We start from the raw sequence: 20,899 nt of genomic DNA on the forward strand, positions 1-20,899 counted from the left end.
GGGGGGGGGGGGGGGGGGGGGGTGTGGGGGGGGGGGGGGGGGGGGGCGGGGGGGGGGGGGGGGGGGGGGGGGGGGGGGTTTTTTCTTCGCCCCCGCCGCCCCTACCCGTTCCCATCCTTCGGGGGCTCCGCCCCCGAACCCCCGTTGTCGCGCTGAACGCGCTCGTCCTCAAACGCCGGACGGGCTGAAATGCCAAGCGCCGGCCGGCACCCCTCAGCCCGTCCGGCGTTTGAGGACGAGGCCGTCAAGGCCGATCAACCACCCACCCACCCCCGCCTTGCCCACCCACCCAGCGGGGGTCTGGGGGCGCAGCCCCCAGAAGGATGGGACGGGTAGGGGCGGCGGGGGCGAGGGAAATGGGGACGGAAACCCGTTTGCTGCCCGTGGGATACTGGGGGCATCCATCCGTACCCACCAGGAGAACGGCACCCAACCCCATGGCCCCGGTCAAGTCCCTCACCGCCTCCGTTCATCAGCGACTCGCGGACGCCCTCTCGGCAACCCTGCCGGAGGCAGCCCCCGTGGACCCGCTGCTGCGACGCAGTGACCGGGCCGACTTCCAGGCGAACGGCATTCTCGCCCTCGCCAAGAAGGCCAAGGCCAATCCCCGTGAGCTGGCCACGCAGGTCGTCGGGAATGTTGATTCCGGGGGTGTCATCAAGGAGATCGAGGTCTCTGGGCCCGGGTTCCTCAACATCACCCTTACCGATACGGCCATCATCGAGAATCTGGCCGCTCGGAGTGCTGATTCCGACGGGCGGCTCGGTGTGCCCTTCTCCGACAGTCCGGGTACCACCGTCATCGACTATGCCCAGCCCAACGTGGCCAAGGAGATGCACGTCGGGCATCTTCGGTCGGCTGTCATCGGTGATGCCGTGGTTCAACTCCTTGAGTTCACCGGTGAGAACGTCGTCCGGCGGCACCACATCGGCGACTGGGGCACCCAGTTCGGCATGCTCATCCAGTACCTCGACGAGCACCCGCACGAGCTGGACCACAAGGCCGAGGCCCAGGCGAGCGGTGAGGAGGCGATGTCGAACCTCGACCGGCTCTACAAGGCCGCCCGCAAACTCTTCGACTCCGACGAGGAGTTCAAGACGCGGGCGCGGCTGCGGGTGGTCGACCTCCAGGCCGGTGACCCCGCCACCCTCGCCGCCTGGCAGAAGTTCGTCGACGAGTCGAAGATCTACTTCTTCTCCGTGTTCGAGAAACTCGACATGGAGATCCGGGATGCCGACATCGTCGGTGAGTCCGGGTACAACGACATGCTTGACGAGACCTGCCGGATTCTCGAAGAGAAGAAGGTCGCGGTTCATTCCGAGGGTGCTCTTTGTGTCTTCTTCGACGACGTCAAAGGGCCCGACGGCAATCCCGTCCCGCTGATCATCCGGAAGTCCGACGGCGGCTACGGCTACGCCGCCACCGACCTCTCCGCCATCCGCGACCGGGTCTTCAACCTCAAGGCCGACAACCTCATCTACGTCGTCGACGCCCGGCAGTCCCTGCACTTCAAGATGGTCTTCGAGACCGCGCGGCGGGCCGGCTGGCTCAACGGCGAGGACGTCAAGGCGTATCAGCTCGCCTTCGGCACGGTCCTCGGCAAGGACGGCAAGCCGTTCAAGACGCGTGAGGGCGAGACCGTACGGCTGGTGGATCTGCTGGACGAGGCCGTCGACCGGGCGACCACCGTCGTACGGGAGAAGGACGTCCTCGGGCAGCTCTCCGACGCCGAGGTCGCCGAGCGCGGCGCCCAGGTCGGTATCGGGGCCGTCAAGTACGCCGACCTGTCCACCTCCGCCAACCGGGACTACAAGTTCGACCTGGACCAGATGGTCTCGCTCAACGGCGACACGAGCGTGTACCTGCAGTACGCGTACGCCCGGATCCAGTCGATCCTGCGCAAGGCCGGTGAGGTACGGCCGCAGGCTCATCCGGAACTCGAACTCGCCGACGCGGAGCGGGCGTTGGCCCTGCACGTGGACGCGTTCGCGGAGACGGTGGCGGAGGCGGCGGGGGAGTACGCGCCGCACAAGATGGCCGCCTATCTCTACCAACTGGCCTCGCTGTTCACGACGTTCTACGACAAGTGCCCGGTGATCAAGCCGGCTCCGCCGCAGAACATCGCCGAGAACCGGCTGTTCCTGTCCGATGTCACCGCCAAGACCCTTCACCAGGGCATGGCCCTGCTGGGCATCAGGACGCCTGAGAGGCTTTGACCCCCTTGGGGTCCAGTTTGATCCTCTTGGGGTCTAGTCGGCTCGGTGTCTGCCCGGCTTCTTGCGGGGGTGGAGGTGGGGGTGGGGGTACTCCGGGATTTCCTCGGTTACCTCCGTCCTCGCCTCGGTGCTTTCGGAGGTTGCGGCGGTTGCCGACGGGATCTTGAAGGACTCCAGTGCCTCCAGGACGTCCTGGACCCGGGTGGCCTCCGCCCCGATGTCCTCGCGGCGGCGGGCCAGGATCTCCAGTTCGCGGCGGCTCTCCTCCGCCGTGTTCTTCGAGTAGCGGAGTGCCTCGGCCCGTAGTTCCTCCGCCTCCTGGATCAGCGTGGCTCTCTTCTGGCCGGCCTCCTGCATGAGCCCCTCGGCCTTCTTGACCGCCGCGATCCGGATCCGTACCGCCTCGGAGTTGGCCTCCGACACCATGTTCTTGGCCTTCAGCTTCGCCTTTTCGAGCTGTTCCTCGGCCGCCGTGACCAGCGCGTCGCAGCGCTCGCCCGCCGACCTCATCGTCTCGGCGGTCTCGCGGCGGGCCTGTTCGTGCCGGTCCCTGATCTCGGCGGCGGCCCGGGCGAGGAGGGCGTCGGCCTGGTCGGCCGCCTCGGAGCGGCGTTTGTCGGCTTCCGCGCGGGCCGCCTCCAGGACGACGTCCGGCTGGTCCTGCCAGGCCGTCGCCTGCCAGGCCCGCCGGGTCCGCGTCACCACCCGCCTGGTGATGGAGTGGGCGTGGCCGAGGCGGGTGTCGGCGAGGAAGTACTCGCCGTCCGGTGTCAGGGCGTGGTCGACCAGGATTCCGCACAGTGTCTCGTGGACGTCGGCCGCGTCCGCCGGCCTGTCCTCCGGCTTCTTGGCGAGCAGGTGCAGGATGAGGTCGTCCAGCTCGGCGGGGATGTCCTTGGCGTGGACGGACGGTGCCTCCGGGGTCTCCTCCGTGTGACTCTGGGCCACCACCCAGTCGCGGTTGCGGGCGTCCACGAACGGCGGCCGGCCGGTCACCGCGTCGTAGAGGAGGCAGCCCAGGGAGTAGAGATCACTGCTGTGGTTGATGTCCCGGTGGCCCTCGGCCTGCTCCGGGGACATGTACGACAGGGTGCCGATCCGGGAGCCCGTGGTGGTGAGCCGGCGGGCGCCGAGGGTCTCGCCCATGAACTTGGCCACTCCGAAGTCGACGACTTTCACATCACCTTCAGGGGTGATCAGCACATTGGCCGGCTTGACGTCCCGGTGGACGACTCCCTCGCGGTGCGCGGCGTGCAGCGCGTCGGCCGTCTGGGCCGCCCAGCAGACCGCCTCCGGCCAGGGCGGCAGGCAGCGCTTGAGGCGCCGGTCCACCGACTCCCCGTCCACCAGCTCCATGACCAGGAAGAGGGTGCGGCGTTCGTCGACGAGCACCTCGCCCCAGTCGTGGACGGTGACGATGTTCGGGTGGGAGAGCCGTCCCGCCAGCTGCACCTCGCGTTCGAATCTGGCCCGGGTCTCCGCGTCCGCCTCGACCGTGCCGTACTGCGGATGGACCACCTTGACCGCGACGTTCCGCCGCATCCGCACGTCCTGTGCGGACCAGACCTGGCCCATGCCGCCCGCGCCGAGCCATTCGTCGATCCGAAACCGCTCGGCGAGCAGTACTCCCCGCACCGATTCCCTCCCCCTCGTCAGCCGGATTTCCGGCGTAGACGGATTTCCGCCGCAGTGCGGTGGTCCGGTCCGGAATATCCGCTACGAGTATGGCTTTCCGGCGACCCGGCGAGTGGCCCTTCGCCGCACATCGCCCCGCACCCCGCGGGTGTGTGTGCGGGCGGGTCATGAGCGTCCCGAGTTGCCCGAACTGCCGTACGAGCCCCCGGCCACCCGCCGCAGTCGCCGTACCTCCTCCTCGATGCGGTGGGCGACGCCTCCGGCGCCCGTCGTGCCGTCGTCCAGGCCGCTGGCGAGGATGCGGGCGGCGAGCGCCTCGAAGTAGTGGGCGGTGGAGAGGAGATGGCCGTCCACATGCACCCCCAGCGACAGGGCGGCACCCGGCGGGATGCGCTGGGCGTCGTCGAGTACGCGGCCGATCTGCCGGGTGATCTCGGCCCCGGCGTCCGGCGTCAGGGTCACCGCCCGGCTGACCTGGGCCAGGATGGAGTGGCAGGAGCGGCTCAGCTCGCCCAGCAGCAGGTCGTCACGGTTGCGGGGGGTCGTCCCCGAGGACTGGGGGCCGTGGGCGCCGGACGCGATGCGTGCGCTCAACGCCGCCAGCGGCTCGTACCGCCGGATGTCGATCGCGCTGGTCGCGCCGAGCGCCTCCCGGAAGCAGCGGTGGACGTGGAACTCCGTCTCGTGCGGCTGCACCGGCAGGTGGTCGTCCGCCGCGAACACGACGTCGTTGCCGCGCCGTACGCCGAGGAAGCCCACCCCGTACAGGATGTCGACGACGCCCTCCAGGGTCAGGGCCTCCGCGTACGCCGGGAACCGGCCGTGCAGGGTGCCGGCCGCCGCGTCGAAACGGCCGCCGAGCGTGCTGCGGGTGACGACGTACCCCGTGTTCTGGAACAGCGGGAACAGCTGCTTCAGGAAGGGGTGTGCGACCAGGTACTCCAGTGCCAGGTCCTTCAGCTTCCACGCGGAGAACTGGCGGCCCGCCCGCAGTACGTCCCCCTCCGTGATCCGCTCTCGGCCATGCGTCAGCCAGGCGGTCTCCTGGCAGAGGTTGAGGAACTGGATGGCGTCGCGCGGCCGGGGCAGGCAGCGGCCGAACACATGGCTCGCGGTGTCCTCATCGGCCACGCGCTCCGGGAAGATCCCCCGCCACAGCTCCGTCTCGGTCAGCCGCGCCCCGGCGGACGCCCGGGCCCGGGCCAGCGCGAGGTCCCGTAACGCCTGCTCGGTCCAGGTGATCCGCAGTTCGTCACCGTGGAACTTGTCCCCCTCCCCGAAGGTCAGGGAGTCGTAGATGTCGGCGCGCAGGAACAGCAGCAGGCGGACGGCCCGGCCGTAGCGGCCGGCGGCGTGTTTGGCCGCCAACAGGAGGCCGATGACCATGGAGTTGCTGTCGGGCTCGGCCGACCACACGACCTCCAGCTCGTCGACCATGAGCAGCAGGGGTTCATGTCCGGCGGCGCCGTCGCGACCGCCCGCGCACCCCAACTCCTCGAAGGCGCGGGCGACTCCCTCCTCGACGACGTCCAACTGCCGTGCCGCGCGCGCCCCTTCGGACGCCTCCCGGGTCATGTCGACCGCCGCCTTGACCCCGAACGCCTCCAGGGACAGCGACGTCTGGAGCCCCTTGGCGCCCTGCGCGAGCCGCTCGCCGAGGCGCCCCGCGTCCGCCGACTCCCCGTTCTGCCTGAGGAACCGGTGCACCGCCTTGACCGAGTCGGGAGTCCGGCGGCCGTGCGCGCCGTCGTCCTTCACATGGCTCACCAGATACCGGGCGGCGTGCACGGCGAACAGGTACCGCCAGATCAGCGCCTTGGCGGAGTCCCCGGGCAGGCCTTGCAGCTCGAACCGCCGGATCTCCTCTCCGGCGGCCTCGTCCGGGCTGACCAGGGCCTTTCCCCCGCCGTAGCCGCCGTCGGCGTCCGCGTCCGCCATCAACTGCATGCGGATCGCGCTCTTGCCGGAGCCCTTGCGCCCGATGATCAGCATCTTCCGCCCGGCCACGGCGGCACGGTAGGCGGCGTTCGGCAGGAACCCGCCGCGCAGCAACAGGCCCTCGGTGACGTCCCGTTCGGCGTCCTCGCGCCCGAAGTGCAGGTCGGCGAGCACCGGCAGCCGTGCGACTCCCTCCGCCATCAGTCCCCCCTGATGTCATCACTGGCACACCAAGGTAGCGACAGGGACTGACATACCGTCCGTAAACGGCAAGACTCCCCAAACGGCAGGACTTCCTGAACGGCAGGATTCCCCTACTGCGAAGGGGGAGGCGGGGAAGTGCGCGGGTGCCCGGGCCGCTGTCGTGCACGGCCGCGCGCGGTTCACCGCCTACGCCGCCCGCTGAACCACCCCCGCAACACCGAAAGCCGCCCGGAAGGTACCGGGCGGCCTGGGCATGGGGACTGTGCCCTCGGGGTGAGCGTCAGAGCTTCGCGGTCGCGCCGTCGAAGGGGATGCCCTTCGGGTTGGGGCCGTGCTGGTTGTCGCCCGGGTCGCTGTCGAGGCAGACGAAGACCAGCAGCACGATCGCGCCGATCAACGTGAACGCGATCAGGATCCACCAGGCCGAGCGGCCCGTGTCGTGCAGTCGGCGCGCGGTGATGGCCAGGCCGGGGACGACGACCGCCAGGCTGTACACGGTGCTGAGGAGCTGCACGCCGATGGCGTTGTCGATGACCGTCAGCACGATGCTGATGATGATGGAGACCAGCGCGGCCATCCAGTACTGCTTGCGGCGCGCGCGCCCGCTGAACACCGCGTAGTTCTTGAGCATGTCGACGTAGTAGTTCATGAGATCCCCCCAGGGAACGATATGGGCCAACCGAGCGGATTAGGCCAGGGGCAGAAGCTACGGAGCCTGGCGGGAACTCGTCAATCCGGTTGCTCGTTGCAGGTCGTAGGCTGTTCGGAGTCCGGTGGGCGGGGTTGGCGGCCGTCCGTGGCCGTCGATTTCAGGACAGATCCGCGCAAGATCGCCGGTTGCACACGGCATCGACACCAACTGGCCCCCGAACCATGGCCGTTCCATTGCCAGTCCGACGCAAGTTCGAGGCCGCGCCGACACCGTACCGATCTCGAACCGTTGCTCCCGTCACGTCCCGCTCGTCCGCTTCCAGGGGCTTCCAGAGGCTTCCGGGAGCGTTGTCAGTGGCAGGCCCTACAGTCACGGACATGGCGACACTTCCCAATCCGCTGCCCAGAATCGCGGCCGACCCGACCGGCGGCACGCTCGGTCTCGCCCTCCCCGCCGGGAGGCTCATCGACACGACGGACGACGGGCGTTGGCACGAGCCGCTGCTCTGGCATGCCGACGCGCCGTCCGCGCCCGGGGACTGGGCCGCGCAGCACGACGCGTGCGGGGCCGCAGGGCTCGTACCGGTGGTCGTCGAGGTGGGTGGGGGTCAAGGGGGGCCGGAGGGCTGGGAGTTGATGCCCGCCGACAGTTCCTACCCGGGGGACCATGATCCCGAGGATGTGCTCGTCGGGTTCTGGGAGGAGTACGCGGGGGAGGGTGAGGACTGGCCCGGTCTTGCCGTTCCCGGTCCCGTTGCTGCTTCCGCTGACGACTCCGCCACTGTGCGGGTGGGGGCCGATGCCCTGGTCGCTCGGCTCGCCGACTCCCTCCTTGCCGCCGGGTCCTCCTTCAAGGAGCCCCGTCTCGCCCTCGTGCCCGCCCGGCGCTCCGCCGACATCCCCGCCGCCATCGGCTGGTCGGGGCCCGCCAACTACGAGAGCGACACCGCCCGGCTCTGCGCCGTACTCCGCTCCTGGGAGGACCGCTTCGGCATACGGGTCCTGGCGCTCACCTTCAACCAGCTGACGCTGTCGGTGGCGGCCCCGCCGGCCACTCTCGCCGAGGCCGAGGCGGTCGCCGCCGAGCACTTCGCGTTCTGCCCGGACAACATCACGCAGGGCACGCACGACACCCTGCGCGCCTACGCCGAGCACGAGTTGCTGGCCAGTGAGACCTGGTCCTTCTGGTGGGACTGAAATCCGCTGGCGGACTGTCGGCTGCCACTGCTAGCTTGCGGGTGGCCGTGCGACAGGACGAGGAGGTGGTACCCGTGAACGCTGTTTCGACGTGGGTGCTCCCCTCCGGGGTCACGGTCGGGCGATAGACAGGTCGTCGTCCGGGAGCGCCGTTCTCCGAGCCTCCCGAAAGGCACGATCATGGACTTCATCTCCGAACAACACCTCGACGACGGCGCCCTCGAACGCGAGTTCGTCCTCGGTGAGATTCCCGGCACCCTCTGGACGCCCGAGGCCGCCTCGGCCGCCGCTCCGGTTCCGCTGATCCTGATGGCCCACAACAACGGCCTGCCCAAGCGGGAACCCCGGCTGGTGGCCAGGGCCCGGCAGTCCGTGGCGTCCGGCTACGCGGTGGCCAGCATCGACGCCGCCGGGTGCGGGGACCGGCCCCGTTCCGCCGCCGACGAGCAGGCCCGGGCCGACATCCGCCGGGCCATGCAGGCCGGTGAGCCGGTCGACGGGATCTTCGAGTCGTTCATCGGCCCGCTGGTCGAGAAGGCCGTCCCGGACTGGCGGACCGCCCTGGACGCCCTGCTCACACTCCCCGAGATCGGCGGCCCGGTCGGCTACTCCGGCTGGACCGCCGTGGGCATCCGGCTGGCGGTGGCGGACCCGCGTATCTCTGCCGCCGGGTTCTTCGCCGGGGGGTATGTGCCGCTCGCCCAGCGCGAGGAGGCCCGCCAGGTCACCATTCCGCTGCTGCTCCTGCTGCAGTGGGACGACGAGGGGAATCCCCGGGAGCGGGCCCTGGACCTGTTCGACTCCTTCGGCACCAAGGAGAAGACCCTGCACGCCAACACGGGCGGCCACACCGGCACCCCGTGGTTCGAGGTGGCCGACGGGAACCGGTTCTTCGACCGGCATCTCAAGCGGGTGGACGGCGAGCGGCAGTAGCCGGTAGCTGGTAGCCGGTAGTCGGCAGGGGACGGGCAGGTAGTTGGTGGCGGGTGGTGCCGGGCGGGGAGGTCTCCCGGCGGCGCCACCCGCCTGCCGTACCGTCGTCAGGCCTTGCGGCCACTCGCTCCGTACACGTTGATGTCCGCGTCCGTGACGTCGTTGATGTCGCGGTAGCGGACCTTCTCGATGTCGTCCAGCGACTCGAAGTACGAGGCCTCGACCTCCTCCGGGACCGGTGCGTTGCCGTCCGGGCGCCAGTGGTGGGCGGGGACAACGCCCGGCTCGTCGAGGGTGAGGCCGTTCTCCTCGAAGAAGCGCTCCACCTCCGCCTTGGAACGGAGCACGAAGGTGAACCCGCGCTCCGTGTACGTCCGCTGGACCGCGCGGATGTTCTCCGGGTTCAGGTCCTCGGTGAGGTGGCTGAGGACCAGACGGCTGCCGGGCGGCAGCGCGGCGACCAGCTCGCGCACGATGTCGTACGCCTCCGGCTCCGCCACGAAGTGCAGGATCGCCGCGAGGACGAGCGCGATCGGCTGGTCGAAGTCCAGGGTCTTGCGGGCCTGGTCGAGGATCTGCGCCGGGTCGGCGAGGTCGGCGTCGATGTAGTCCGTACGGCCCTCGGGCCCGCTGGTGAGCAGGGCGCGGGCGTGGGCGAGGACGATCGGGTCGTTGTCGACGTACACGACCCGGGTGTCCGGGGTGACGCGCTGGGCGATCTGGTGGACGTTGTCCTGCGTCGGCAGTCCGGTGCCGATGTCCAGGAACTGCCGGATGCCCTCGTCCGCCGACATCGCGGTCACCGCGCGGCGCATGAAGTCGCGGTTGTGCCGGACGTCCAGGTACCCGCGCGGGTTGGCGGCGAGCGCCGCGGCTGCCGCGTTGCGGTCGGCCGGGTAGTTGTCCTTGCCGCCGAGGAAGACGTCGTACACCCGGGCCGGGTGGGCCTTCGTGGTGTCGATCCTCCTTCTCAGCTCGGCGGGGTCCTGACTGAGAGCATCGCCGCTCATGTGGCCTCTCCCTGGAGGGCAGTAACTTCAACGAACAACAACCTAGCTGGCGACCGGAGTTGATGTTCGAGAATCGAAAACCCACAGCATGCCGTCCCGGACCGTCCCTGAACGGGACGGCATCCTTGCAGGTCAGGTGGGTGATGGGTCGAGCGGCGTCCCAGAGTGCCGGTAAAACATGGCGTTGGGACGGATCGCGGCACAAGCTGGTGCCCGTCGAACGGCTCCGGAGTCGGCTTCGGCTCCGGGTTCCGCTTCGCGTTCGGCTTCGGTTCCCGCTCTGGTTCTGGCTCCCGCTCCGGCTCCGTGTCGGTCACCGCTCCCTCCCTCGGCAACTCTCGGAAAGGGCACCCCCATGTCCGTACGCGTTCCCCGTACCCGCCGCAGGCGTCTGCTCGCCGGCGTGGTGGTCGTGCTCGTCGCGCTCGGCGCACTCACGGCGTGCGAGGACGGGGAGGGCGTACGGGACGAGGGGCCCTCGACGGTTCACAGCATGCGTGCCGCCTCGGTGGCCCAGTAGGTGAGGATGTTCTGCGCGCCGGCCCGCTTGATGCCGGTCAGGGTCTCCAGGATGGCCCGCTCCCGGTCGACCCAGCCCTTCTCCGCCGCCGCCTCGATCATCGAGTACTCGCCGGAGATCTGGTAGGCGGCCACGGGTACGTCCACGGCGTCGGCGACCCGGGCGAGGATGTCGAGATACGGTCCCGCCGGCTTCACCATCACGATGTCGGCGCCCTCCTCCAGGTCGAGCGCCAGCTCCCGGAGGGACTCCCTGACGTTGGCCGGGTCCTGCTGGTACGTCTTGCGGTCGCCCTTGAGAGACGAGCCGACGGCCTCGCGGAAGGGGCCGTAGAAGGCGGAGGAGTACTTGGCGGTGTACGCGAGGATCGCCACGTCCTCGCGGCCGATCTGGTCGAGGGCGTCGCGGACGACGCCGATCTGCCCGTCCATCATCCCGCTCGGCCCGACGATGTGCGCTCCCGCGTCCGCCTGCACCTGGGCCATCTCCGCGTACCGCTCCAGGGTCGCGTCGTTGTCGACGCGGCCCTCGGCGTCCAGGACCCCGCAGTGGCCGTGGTCCGTGGTCTCGTCCAGGCACAGGTCGGACATGACGAGGAGGTCGTCGCCGACCTCGGCCCGTACGTCGCGGATGGCTACCTGGAGGATGCCGTCCGGGTCGGTGCCGGGGGTGCCGAGGGCGTCCTTCTTGTGCTCCTCCGGCACCCCGAACAGCATGATCCCGGAGACGCCCGCCTCGACGGCCTCCGCGGCGGCCTTCTTGAGGCTGTCGCGGGTGTGCTGTACGACGCCGGGCATCGCGGAGATGGGGACGGGTTCGGGGACGCCCTCGCGGACGAAGGCGGGGAGGATGAAGTCGGCGGGGTGGAGTCGGGTCTCGGCGACCATGCGGCGCATGGTGGGGGTGGTGCGTAGGCGCCGGGGGCGGGTGCCGGGAAAGGATCCGTACTTCGACATGGTTCCCACGCTACGCCTGGGGGGTGTGGGCCTTTACCGACGTACCGTCGAACCGACTTTCCTTCGCCCCCGCCGCCCCTACCCGTACCCATCCCTGGGGGCGCAGCCGCCAGGGATGGGTACGGGTAGGGGCGGCGGGGGCGAGGAAAAGGTGGCTGGTTGGAAAGGCGTTTTCGTTGTTCTGGGGGGAGCTGGGAGAATGTAGTGGTCAGTCGGGGGACCGTTCCGGCTGGCCTTGAGGAACTCTTAGATAAAGAGGACGTGCCGATCGTGGCTCAGAGCACCGAGACCACCGACTGGGTCTCCCGTTTCGCGGATGAGGTCATCGAGGAGTCGGAGCGCCGAGCCCCCGGCAAACCTGTTGTCGTCGCCTCGGGGCTGTCTCCCTCCGGGCCCATTCACCTGGGGAATCTCCGCGAGGTCATGACCCCACACCTGGTCGCCGACGAGGTGCGGCGGCGGGGGTACTCGGTCCGTCATCTCATCTCCTGGGACGACTACGACCGGTACCGGAAGGTGCCCAACGGGGTCGAGGGGGTCGACGAGTCCTGGAGCGAGCACATCGGGCGGCCCCTCACCTCCGTGCCCGCTCCCCGCGGGTCCGCCCACCCCAACTGGGCCGAGCACTTCAAGGCCGCCATGGTCGACGCCCTCGCCGAGCTGGGCGTCGAGTTCGACGGGATCAGCCAGACCGCGCAGTACACCTCCGGGGTCTATCGCGCGCAGATCCTGCACGCCATGAAGCACCGGGCCGACATCGACGCCATCCTTGAGCAGTACCGGACCAAGAAGGCGCCCGCCAAGAAGCCTCAGCAGAAGGCCGTTGACGACGCCGAGATCTCCGCCGCCGAAGGGTCCGGTGCCGCCGGTGAGGACGACGGGAGTTCCGGGTCCGCCGGGTACTTCCCGTACAAGCCCTTCTGCGGTGGCTGCGGCAAGGACCTCACCACCGTCACCGCCTACGACGACGACACCACCGAGCTGACCTACGTCTGCACGGAGTGCGGGTTCTCCGAGAGTGTGCTGCTCAGCGAGTTCAACCGCGGCAAGCTCGTCTGGAAGGTCGACTGGCCCATGCGGTGGGCCTATGAGGGCGTCGTCTTCGAGCCCTCCGGTGTCGACCACTCGTCCCCCGGGTCCAGCTTCCAGGTCGGTGGGCAGATCGTCGGCAGTGTTTTCGGCGGCAAGCAGCCGATCGGGCCCATGTACGCCTTCGTGGGCATCAGCGGCATGGCCAAGATGTCCAGCAGCAAGGGCGGTGTGCCCACGCCCGGTGACGCGCTGAAGATCATGGAGCCGCAGATCCTGCGCTGGCTCTACGCCCGCCGCCGGCCCAACCAGTCGTTCAAGATCGCCTTCGACCAGGAGATCCAGCGGCTGTACGACGAGTGGGACAAGCTCGACGCCAAGGTCGCCGACGGCTCCGCGCTGCCCGCCGACGTCGCGGCGCACTCCCGTGCGGTGCGTACCGCGGGGGGCGAACTGCCGCGTACGGCGCGGGCGTTGCCGTATCGGACGCTTGCCTCCGTCGCCGACATCACCGCCGGGGCGGAGGACCAGACGCTGCGGATCCTGAGCGAGCTGGACCCCTCCGACCCGCTCTCCTCGCTCGACGTCGTGCGGCCCCGGCTCGACAAGGCCGAGGCCTGGATCAACACCCAGGTGCCGGCCGATCAGCGGACCGTCGTGCGCGCCGAGCCCGACAGCGAGCTGATCAAGTCCCTTGATGAGCAGGGGCGGCAGTCGCTTCGGCTGCTGGTCGATGGGCTCGCGGACAACTGGTCCCTCGACGGGCTCACCGATCTCGTGTACGGCGTGCCCAAGGTCCAGGCCGGATTCCCCGCCGACGCCACCGCCAAGGAACTCCCCGCCGAGATCAAGGTCGCCCAGCGGACGTTCTTCGCCCTGCTGTACGTCCTGCTCGTCGGCCGCGACACCGGGCCCCGGCTGCCCACGCTGCTGCTGGCCGTGGGGCAGGAGCGGGTTCGGGCCCTGCTGGGGGAGTAGCGGCCAGTCGTGCGTACGAGGACGGGGCGCCCGGAGTCAGCTCTCCGGGCGCCCCGTTCGTCGTAGCACTGGGGTATGTGTTTCGTCGTAGCACCTGGGTGCCACTACGCGATGTGGTCCTCCTGCAGCTCCGCCGTGTGGCGGTTGGTGAAGCGGTTGACCATGCGGTCGGCCTCGCGCTGCGGGAGCTTCGTGCCGTACGTCGCCTCGACATCGCCCCTGAACTGGCCCGAGGTCGGGTAGCTGCCGTCTATCGACTTCTTGAAGACCAGGTAGAAGTCGTCCTCGGTCGGCTCCGGGGGGCCGCCGCCCGCGCCCATCTCACGGGTGCGGCCCGGTCCCGCCGGGATCGGGAAGGTGCCGGTGTCCTCCGGAGAGGGCTCCGGGTCGAGGGCCGACGGATCCTCCTCGAAGCGTTGCGGGAAGACCTGCTGCGGGAACGGCTGCTGCTCGTACTGCTGCTGCGCCTCGAACTGGGCCTGCTGGGCCTCGTACTGCGCCTGCTGGGCCTCGTACTGGGCCCACATCTGGTCCTGCTCGGGGTCGTACGTCGGGTCGTAGCCGCCCTCGTACACGACCTCCTGGGGGGAGGCCGCCGCGGCGAACCACGGGCTCTCCTCCGGCGGGACCTCCTGCGGCTGCACGGGCTGCTGCTGCCGCGGTTCGGCCTCGATCTCGGGGCGGCGCTGCTCCACCGGGGACACGACCGCCGGTGCGGCGGAGGCCAGTTCCGGCTGCGGGGCCGGCGCCGGGGGGAGCAGGGCCGGTTCGATGCCCGCCGCCGCCAGGCCCGAGGGGGCCGTTTCCGCGAGGGGGACGCCGTAGCGGGCCAGGCGCAGGGGCATCAGGGACTCGACCGGGGCCTTGCGGCGCCAGGCGCGGCCGAAGCGGGCGTGCAGGCGGGCCTGGTAGACGAGGCGTTCCTGCTCCAGCTTGATGACCTGGTCGTAGGAGCGCAGTTCCCACAGCTTCATCCGGCGCCAGAGGAGGAAGGTGGGGAGGGGGGAGAGCAGCCAGCGGGTGAGGCGGACGCCCTCCATGTGCTTGTCGGCGGTGATGTCGGCCATGCGGCCGATGGCGTGCCGGGCCGCTTCGACGGAGACGACGAACAGGACCGGGATGACGGCGTGCATGCCGACGCCCAGCGGGTCGGGCCAGGCCGCCGCGCCGTTGAAGGCGATGGTCGCCATCGTCAGCAGCCACGCCGTCTGGCGCAGCAGCGGGAAGGGGATCCTGATCCAGGTGAGGAGAAGGTCGAGGGCGAGCAGGACGCAGATGCCCGCGTCGATGCCGATCGGGAAGACGTAGCTGAAGTTCCCGAAGCCCTTCTGGATCGCCAGTTCGCGGACGGCCGCGTACGACCCCGCGAAGCCGATCCCGGCGATGATCACGGCGCCGAACACGACCACGCCGATGAGCACCCGGTGCGTTCGTGTCAGTTGGATTGGCGCGGCCACCCGTACTCCCCTCCCTGTGCGTGCTGTTGCGCGCAACAGGGTGGCACATGTGTGCGGCGTACGTATTGCCGAGACAAAGTCAGTTCTTCTTCGATGCGGAAGGACTGGCCGACGCGGACGCCGACCCGGACGGGGTCGCGCTCGGCTTCGCCGACGAACTCGCCGAGGAGGTAGGGGAGTTGGTGGGGGCCGGGGTCGCCGCGTCGTCGTTCGCCGCCGACACCTTCGTCACCGCCTCCTTGACCGCCTTCACCGCCGCCTTCGACAGGCTGTCCGCGGTCGGCGTCTTCTCGCCCGCGAGTCCGGCGCCGTTGTAGTCGAGGGTCACGACGACGTTCTCGACCCGGACGACCACCGTCTGCTGCCGGAAGGCGCCTTCCTTCTTCTTCAGGTCGTAGCGCACCGACGTCGCGTCGTCGCCCGTGCCAGGCACCGGCTGCGAACTGACGTTCTTCGCGCCCGCCACCGACTGGGCGTCGTCCACCTGGCTCTCGTAGTACGCCTGCGCCAGCTCGTCGCCGGAGCCGCGGGCCGCGGTCGACTCGAAGCGCAGCAGGGACACGTTCAGCCAGCGGAACTGGGAGCCCTTCACGCCGTTGTTGGTGAGGCTCGTCCAGGAGCAACTGCCGCGCGTGGAGGTGTCGTTGGACGAGCCCTCCTTGCCCGACTTCACCCCCTTCGGGACGAGTTCCTTCAGCGTCTTCGTCGTCAGCGCCGCACACGGCTCCGGGATCTTCTGGTACGCCGCCGCCTGCACGGTCGGCGACGCGCTGACCGTCTCGCCCGCGCCGGTGGCGTCCGTGTCCTTCGCCGCGTTGTCGGCGGAACCGGCCGCCGAGCCGGAGTCCGACCCCGAGTCGGAGGAGCAGCCGACGGCCGCGAGGAGCAGTACGGGGACGGCTGCGAGGGTGGCGAGGGTTCGGTGCAGTCGCCTCGGCGTCACGGTGGCGGTCCGGCCGGGCCGGGCGTCTCGGTGGTCTCGCTGTGCGGGTCGGTGCATGGTTCCTTCACTCATCGCGCGGTGGTTCCTGCGGCTCTCGGTTCCTGCGGTCGGATCGGGTCCGAGGGGCCACGGTACGCGGTGAGGGGCGCGCGTCGCCCAGCTTCACTCCCTTTGCGGAGGGGCGGTACGGGGGTCCGCGGGACGCCCGTCAGTCGAAGGCGCCGGCGAGCTGGGAGGCCAGTTTCCGCGCCCTGTCCTGCATTTCCTTGCTGTCCGGGACGGTGCCGAGCGTGGCCGGCTGCTCGACGTACTCGATGGTCACGATCACGTTGGACGTGCGGAACGCCACAGTCACCGTGCGCTGCTGGGCCGTTGAAGCGGCGCCGCTCAGCTCGTCGTCGAGGAACGCCTCGTCGCCGAGGCCGTCGAGGAGACGGGGCTGGAGGGCGGCGGCGTCCTCGGCGTCCTCGCTCGCGTCGGGAGAGGCGGACGTGGAGGTGGAGGGGGCTGTGGAGGTGGACACCGACGCCGAGGCCGCGTCCGTGGGGGTGGCGGAGGCGGTTGGGGAGGCGGACTCGGTGGGGGTGGGGGAGGCGACGGGCTCCGGCAGGTCGGCGGCGACCACCTTGTTCGCGAAGAGGTCGGTCGCCTGGCTGTCGTCGCTCACGGAGTTGTCGTAGGACACGACCCGTTCGAAGTCGACGAGGAGGTGGTCGGTGGCGTCCGTGGACTCCACCTTCCAGCGGCAGCCGACCTTGCGGTCCGTGTTGTAGGTGAGGGTCGACTCGCCCTCGTACGCCTGCTCCCGCTGCTCCTCGTCCGTGAGCTGGGTGATGCCGGGGAGGAGGGAGTCGAGGGTGCTGTGGCTGACCGCGCCGCAGGGTTCGGGGAGCGTGTCGTACCGGCCGGGCTGGGCCGCGGCGGTCGTGGTGCCGGTGTCGCCGGGCTTGGCGTCCTCGGCGGTGTCGTCGCCGCCGGAGCCGCCGGTGCAGCCGGCCAGCAACGCCGCGAGGAGCACGGCGACGCCGGGTACGTACGCCTTCCGCTGCACGGTCAGGTTCCTCTCGACGATGCGGACGATCTTTGCGTGGTGTGCCGGTACCAGTGTCCCCGCTGGTTAATCGCTTGCCGCACAGGGGCGCCTCCGGCAGACAATGTCTATCGCACGCACCACCGTGAACGCCGGTCCGGCATCCCTTTCGTTGACCTTGGCGCCGGTATTGCGATTAGAGACTTCTGTTTTGTTTGCCATAACTCCGGGGGAATGAGGACGAGATGTCGTACGTGGAAGTGCCGGGCGCGAAGGTACCCATCCGTATGTGGGCGGACCCGGCGTCGGTCGAGGACGTCGCGATGCAGCAGCTGCGGAACGTGTCGACGCTGCCGTGGATCAAGGGCCTCGCGGTCATGCCGGACGTCCACTTCGGCAAGGGGGCGACGGTCGGGTCGGTCATCGCGATGCAGGGGGCCGTGTGCCCCGCTGCGGTGGGCGTGGACATCGGCTGCGGTATGTCGGCGGTCAGGACGTCCCTGACGGCGAACGACCTGCCGGGGGATCTGTCGCGGCTGCGGTCGAAGGTGGAGGAGGCGATTCCGGTGGGGCGCGGGATGCACGACAGTCCCGTCGATCCGGGGCGGCTGCACGGGTTCGCGACCGGCGGGTGGGACGACTTCTGGGGGCGGTTCGACGGCATCGCCGATGCGGTCAAGTTCCGTCACGACCGCGCCGTGAAGCAGATCGGAACGCTCGGCGGGGGCAATCATTTTGTCGAGATCTGCGTAGACACGACCGATTCCGTCTGGCTGATGCTGCACTCCGGTTCCCGCAACATCGGCAAGGAACTGGCCGAGTTCCACATCGGCGTGGCCCAGAAGCTTCCGCACAACCAGGGTCTGGTCGACCGCGACCTCGCCGTCTTCATCTCGGACACCCCGCAGATGGCGGCCTACCGCAACGACCTCTTCTGGGCGCAGGAGTACGCGAAGTACAACCGCACGCTCATGATGGCGCTCCTGAAGGACGTGGTCCGCAAGGAGTTCCGCAAGGCCAAGCCGACCTTCGAACCGGAGATCAGCGCTCACCACAACTACGTGGCCGAGGAGCGGTACGAGGGCATGGACCTGCTCGTCACCCGCAAGGGCGCGATCCGGGCCGGCTCCGGCGAGTACGGGATCATCCCGGGCTCCATGGGCACGGGTTCGTACATCGTGAAGGGCCTCGGCAACGAGAAGTCCTTCAACTCGGCGTCCCACGGCGCCGGTCGGCGCATGAGCCGCAACGCGGCCAAGCGGCGCTTCTCGACGCAGGACCTGGAGGAGCAGACACGTGGCGTGGAGTGCCGCAAGGACTCCGGCGTCGTGGACGAGATCCCGGGCGCCTACAAGCCGATCGAGCAGGTCATCGAGCAGCAGCGGGACCTGGTGGAGGTCGTGGCGAAGCTCAAGCAGGTCGTCTGCGTGAAGGGTTAGCCCGGGTCTGGCTCCGAGTGCTGCGAGTACTCGCAGCACTCGGAGGACTCAGAGGGCGTCCCGGTGCACCTTCGTGTTCGACGCCTGGGCGCGGGGGCGCAGGACCAGGAGGTCCACGTTGACGTGGCTCGGGCGGGTCACCGTCCAGGTGATCGTGTCGGCCACGTCGTCCGCAGTCAGGGGGTCCGCCACGCCCTCGTAGACCTTTGCCGCCTTCTCCGTGTCCCCGGAGTAGCGGGTCAGGGCGAACTCGTCCGTCTTCACCATGCCCGGGGCGATCTCGATCACCCGGACCGGTGTGCCCACGATCTCCAGGCGCAGGGTCTCCGCGAGGACGTGGGCGCCGTGCTTGGCGGCCACGTAGCCGCCGCCGCCCTCGTACGTGCCGTGGCCCGCGGTCGACGAGACGATCACGATCGTGCCGTCGCCGCTGGCCGTCAGGGCGGGGAGGAGGGCCTGGGTGAGGTTGAGGGTGCCGAGGACGTTCGTCTCGTACATCTGGCGCCAGTCCGCCGGGTCGCCCGTCGCGATCGGGTCGGCGCCCAGTGCGCCGCCCGCGTTGTTGATCAGCACGCCGATCGTCTTGAACGCGCTCGCGAACTCGTCCACCGCCGTGCGGTCGGTGACGTCCAGGGGGTACGCCGTCGCCTGGCCGCCCGTCGCGTTGATCTCCTCGGCGAGCGCCTCGATCCGGTCCTTGCGGCGGGCCGTCAGGACGACCCGGTAGCCGGCCGCGGCGAGCCGGCGGGCCGTCGCGGCACCGATTCCGCTGCTCGCGCCGGTGACGACGGCGATGCGGGAGGCGGCGGACGGGGCGGCGGCGGTTGCCATGGCACTGCTCCTCGGGTTGGTTGTCGCGCGAACGAGGGGGCTCGCTCGCGCTGCCCAGGATAGGTCGGCCCGGGCGGCCGGTCCTGAGGTGTCCGCAGGGTGGGCCCGCGCCCTTCCCGGGGCTCAGTCGCCTCTCGGGGCGTACATGATCACCGCCATGCCCGCAAGGCAGATCAGCGCGCCCGTCACGTCCCAGCGGTCCGGGCGGTAGCCGTCCGCCGCCATGCCCCAGGCCAGTGAACCGGCGACGAAGACACCGCCGTACGCGGCCAGGATGCGCCCGAACTCCGCGTCGGGCTGGAGGGTCGCGACGAAGCCGTACGCGCCCAGGGCCAGTACGCCCGCGCCGATCCACAGCCGGCCGCGGTGCTCCCGTACGCCCTGCCAGACCAGCCAGGCGCCGCCGATCTCGAACAGGGCGGCCACGACGAACAGGGCTGCGGAGCGGAGGAAGGACATGCCCGCAGCCTCGCACGACCGCTCACCGTCACCTGTTGGAGGGCGCCTGTCGCGCGCCTCAGGTGGGATACATCGCTTCGACGACGGTGATGGTCTTCCGGGCTGGGAGTGGTGACGTGAGTTCCAGGATGTGGGCGCGGGTGCTGGTGGCGGGTGCGATGGTCGTCGGGGGTGCGGGGCTCGCCAGGGCCGACAGCGGGGGCCCCGAGGCCGATCTCGCCTACCACGGGGCCGTCTCGCTGGACCGCGGGCGGATCGATCTGCGCGTCACCCCGCGCAACCACGGGCCGTCCGCCGTCGCCGACGCGACCGTGCGGCTGAGCTGGTCGGCTCCGCTGGCCGCCCGGCAGCAACTGCCGGACGGGTGCGCGCGGTTGGGAGCGCGGGTGGTGGTGTGCCGTACGGGGGCGCTGGCCGCCGACGGTGTGGGCGAGCAGATCGGGCTCAGGGCGCGGCTCCGGGGTGCGCCCTCCGAGGTGACGCTGGAGATCGGCACGGTCTGGAGCGGCGGGGTCGTGGACCGCAATCACCGGAACGACCGGCAGCGTGTTCTCGTGCTCGACACCGGCGACCCGTACTACTTCTGACCCGTACTACTTCTGACGTGCGCTACCTCTGGGTGGCGCGGGGCGCCACCGTCACCTCCGGGATCGTGCCCCCGCAGCGCAGTACGGCCTCCAGCGTGTGCAGGAACTCGGACACGTCCAGCAGGTCGCCGGTCAGATAGCCGCGCTGCCGCCAGACCGGCACCACCTCGGCCGCGTACGTCATGTCCCAGCCGTTGTTGAACTCGGTGCGGGAGTCGCCCTCACCGCCGCCGCAGTCCCGGACCACGAACCGGGTGAAGCCCACCTCCGGGTGCTCGACCCGGTACGCCTCCACCAGCTTCTCCAGGGCCGCCTTGCTGACGTGGTAGCCCGCGAACCCCGGCCAGGCGGGCGTGATCGACGCGCCGACCGTGGAGAGGTAGACGGCGGTGCCTGCGGACTCCGTGAGGTGCGGGAGCGCGGCGTTCGTGACGAGCGCGGCGCCGATGACGTTCGTGTCCATCACCCGGCGCCAGGTGTCGGCGTCGGTCCTCTCGACGGGGGCGAGGGGGCCGATGCCGGTCGTGTAGACGAGGGCGTCGATGCCGCCCAGTCCGGCCGCCGCCTCCGCCATCGCCGCCCGGCAGGACTCCTCGTCCGTCACGTCGCAGGCGATGGCGAGCGCGTCCGGGCCCGCCTCCTTCGCCGCCTCGGCCAGCCGGTCGTGTCTGCGGGCGAGCAGGGCGACGCGGTTGCCCCGGCTGCCCAGGTCGATCCCCGCGCTACGGCCCAGGCCGCTCGACGCCCCGACCACCACAGTTCTCAGCGCGCCCGTTCGAGCCATTTGAGAACCTCATTCTCGTGAGATGGAAATTATCCTCCATCGCTTTGTAGCACGGCACGGAATGCCTGTGGAATACCTCTGGAGGGGGCGCGGTTGTCGCAC

Annotated in this window: 18 protein-coding genes; 7 read left to right on the forward strand and 11 right to left on the reverse strand. The window is 70.0% G+C overall.

Features of this window, described 5'->3' with window-relative positions; genetic code table 11:
- Positions 1–437 precede the first annotated feature (437 nt).
- The gene (argS, locus tag CW359_RS24140) at positions 438–2,216 is read left to right on the forward strand and encodes an arginine--tRNA ligase (protein ID WP_105972205.1); all 1,779 of its coding nucleotides are present in this window, start codon (positions 438–440) and stop codon (positions 2,214–2,216) included.
- 33 nt (positions 2,217–2,249) lie between these two features.
- On the opposite strand, the gene CW359_RS47145 is transcribed toward argS, so the two are convergent.
- The 3 genes from CW359_RS47145 to CW359_RS24155 all read right to left on the reverse strand — a co-directional run bounded on the left by CW359_RS47145 (position 2,250) and on the right by CW359_RS24155 (position 6,642).
- Positions 2,250–3,851: a serine/threonine-protein kinase gene (locus CW359_RS47145; RefSeq protein ID WP_112410742.1), complete on the reverse strand. Its 1,602-nt coding sequence runs from the start codon at positions 3,849–3,851 to the stop codon at positions 2,250–2,252.
- A 165-nt stretch (positions 3,852–4,016) separates the two neighbouring features.
- A complete protein-coding gene (locus CW359_RS24150) occupies positions 4,017–5,990 on the reverse strand; it encodes a P-loop ATPase, Sll1717 family (protein ID WP_105972206.1) in 1,974 nt (657 codons plus the stop codon).
- Between the two features lie 283 nt (positions 5,991–6,273).
- Positions 6,274–6,642 carry a DUF805 domain-containing protein gene (locus CW359_RS24155; RefSeq protein WP_105972207.1) on the reverse strand — a complete coding sequence of 123 codons (369 nt, stop codon included), beginning with the start codon at positions 6,640–6,642 and terminating at the stop codon, positions 6,274–6,276.
- Positions 6,643–7,022: 380 nt separating this feature from the next.
- Between CW359_RS24155 and CW359_RS24160 the strand changes: the two genes are divergently transcribed.
- Together CW359_RS24160 and CW359_RS24165 are read left to right on the forward strand one after the other, a co-directional pair.
- A complete protein-coding gene (locus CW359_RS24160) occupies positions 7,023–7,841 on the forward strand; it encodes a DUF4253 domain-containing protein (protein ID WP_105972208.1) in 819 nt (272 codons plus the stop codon).
- A gap of 180 nt (positions 7,842–8,021) precedes the next feature.
- Positions 8,022–8,774 (forward strand): dienelactone hydrolase family protein, encoded by a 753-nt coding sequence (locus tag CW359_RS24165; protein WP_105972209.1) that lies wholly within the window; start codon positions 8,022–8,024, stop codon positions 8,772–8,774.
- Between the two features lie 107 nt (positions 8,775–8,881).
- On the opposite strand, the gene CW359_RS24170 is transcribed toward CW359_RS24165, so the two are convergent.
- Positions 8,882–9,784, reverse strand: coding sequence for an SAM-dependent methyltransferase (locus CW359_RS24170; protein WP_105972210.1), 903 nt, complete (start codon positions 9,782–9,784; stop codon positions 8,882–8,884).
- 355 nt (positions 9,785–10,139) lie between these two features.
- Here CW359_RS24170 and CW359_RS45925 point away from each other — a divergent pair, with 355 nt between their 5' ends.
- Positions 10,140–10,304 carry a hypothetical protein gene (locus CW359_RS45925; RefSeq protein WP_198655365.1) on the forward strand — a complete coding sequence of 55 codons (165 nt, stop codon included), beginning with the start codon at positions 10,140–10,142 and terminating at the stop codon, positions 10,302–10,304.
- On the opposite strand, the gene hemB is transcribed toward CW359_RS45925, so the two are convergent.
- Entirely contained in the window at positions 10,271–11,260 is a 990-nt protein-coding gene (gene hemB / locus CW359_RS24175; RefSeq protein ID WP_105972211.1) for a porphobilinogen synthase, read from the reverse strand. The genes CW359_RS45925 and hemB overlap by 34 nt on opposite strands.
- Before the next feature lie 261 nt (positions 11,261–11,521).
- Between hemB and lysS the strand changes: the two genes are divergently transcribed.
- Positions 11,522–13,267, forward strand: coding sequence for a lysine--tRNA ligase (gene lysS, locus CW359_RS24180; RefSeq protein WP_105972212.1), 1,746 nt, complete (start codon positions 11,522–11,524; stop codon positions 13,265–13,267).
- Positions 13,268–13,371: 104 nt separating this feature from the next.
- Here the strand turns inward: lysS and CW359_RS24185 are convergent, their stop codons facing one another.
- The 3 genes from CW359_RS24185 to CW359_RS45410 form a co-directional block, all read right to left on the reverse strand.
- Entirely contained in the window at positions 13,372–14,724 is a 1,353-nt protein-coding gene (locus tag CW359_RS24185; protein ID WP_105972213.1) for a DUF2637 domain-containing protein, read from the reverse strand.
- A gap of 79 nt (positions 14,725–14,803) precedes the next feature.
- Complete coding sequence (locus tag CW359_RS24190) at positions 14,804–15,724, reverse strand: DUF3558 domain-containing protein (RefSeq protein WP_232838564.1); 921 nt, start codon at positions 15,722–15,724, stop codon at positions 14,804–14,806.
- A gap of 151 nt (positions 15,725–15,875) precedes the next feature.
- Complete coding sequence (locus tag CW359_RS45410; protein WP_157968627.1) at positions 15,876–16,718, reverse strand: DUF3558 domain-containing protein; 843 nt, start codon at positions 16,716–16,718, stop codon at positions 15,876–15,878.
- Positions 16,719–16,942: 224 nt separating this feature from the next.
- On the opposite strand from CW359_RS45410, the gene CW359_RS24200 reads away from it, so the two are divergent.
- A complete protein-coding gene (locus tag CW359_RS24200) occupies positions 16,943–18,136 on the forward strand; it encodes an RtcB family protein (RefSeq protein WP_105972215.1) in 1,194 nt (397 codons plus the stop codon).
- 48 nt (positions 18,137–18,184) lie between these two features.
- On the opposite strand, the gene CW359_RS24205 is transcribed toward CW359_RS24200, so the two are convergent.
- Together CW359_RS24205 and CW359_RS24210 are read right to left on the reverse strand one after the other, a co-directional pair.
- Positions 18,185–18,967, reverse strand: coding sequence for an SDR family NAD(P)-dependent oxidoreductase (locus tag CW359_RS24205; RefSeq protein WP_105972216.1), 783 nt, complete (start codon positions 18,965–18,967; stop codon positions 18,185–18,187).
- Positions 18,968–19,090: 123 nt separating this feature from the next.
- Complete coding sequence (locus CW359_RS24210; protein WP_105972217.1) at positions 19,091–19,426, reverse strand: YnfA family protein; 336 nt, start codon at positions 19,424–19,426, stop codon at positions 19,091–19,093.
- 158 nt (positions 19,427–19,584) lie between these two features.
- On the opposite strand from CW359_RS24210, the gene CW359_RS24215 reads away from it, so the two are divergent.
- A complete protein-coding gene (locus CW359_RS24215) occupies positions 19,585–20,013 on the forward strand; it encodes a hypothetical protein (protein ID WP_105972334.1) in 429 nt (142 codons plus the stop codon).
- A gap of 22 nt (positions 20,014–20,035) precedes the next feature.
- Here CW359_RS24215 and CW359_RS24220 read toward each other — a convergent pair whose 3' ends face one another.
- Positions 20,036–20,797, reverse strand: coding sequence for an SDR family oxidoreductase (locus CW359_RS24220; protein ID WP_198655366.1), 762 nt, complete (start codon positions 20,795–20,797; stop codon positions 20,036–20,038).
- Positions 20,798–20,899: the final 102 nt, after the last annotated feature.

The organism is Streptomyces geranii (genome assembly GCF_002954775.1).
Taxonomy (GTDB): Bacteria; Actinomycetota; Actinomycetes; order Streptomycetales; family Streptomycetaceae; genus Streptomyces; species Streptomyces geranii.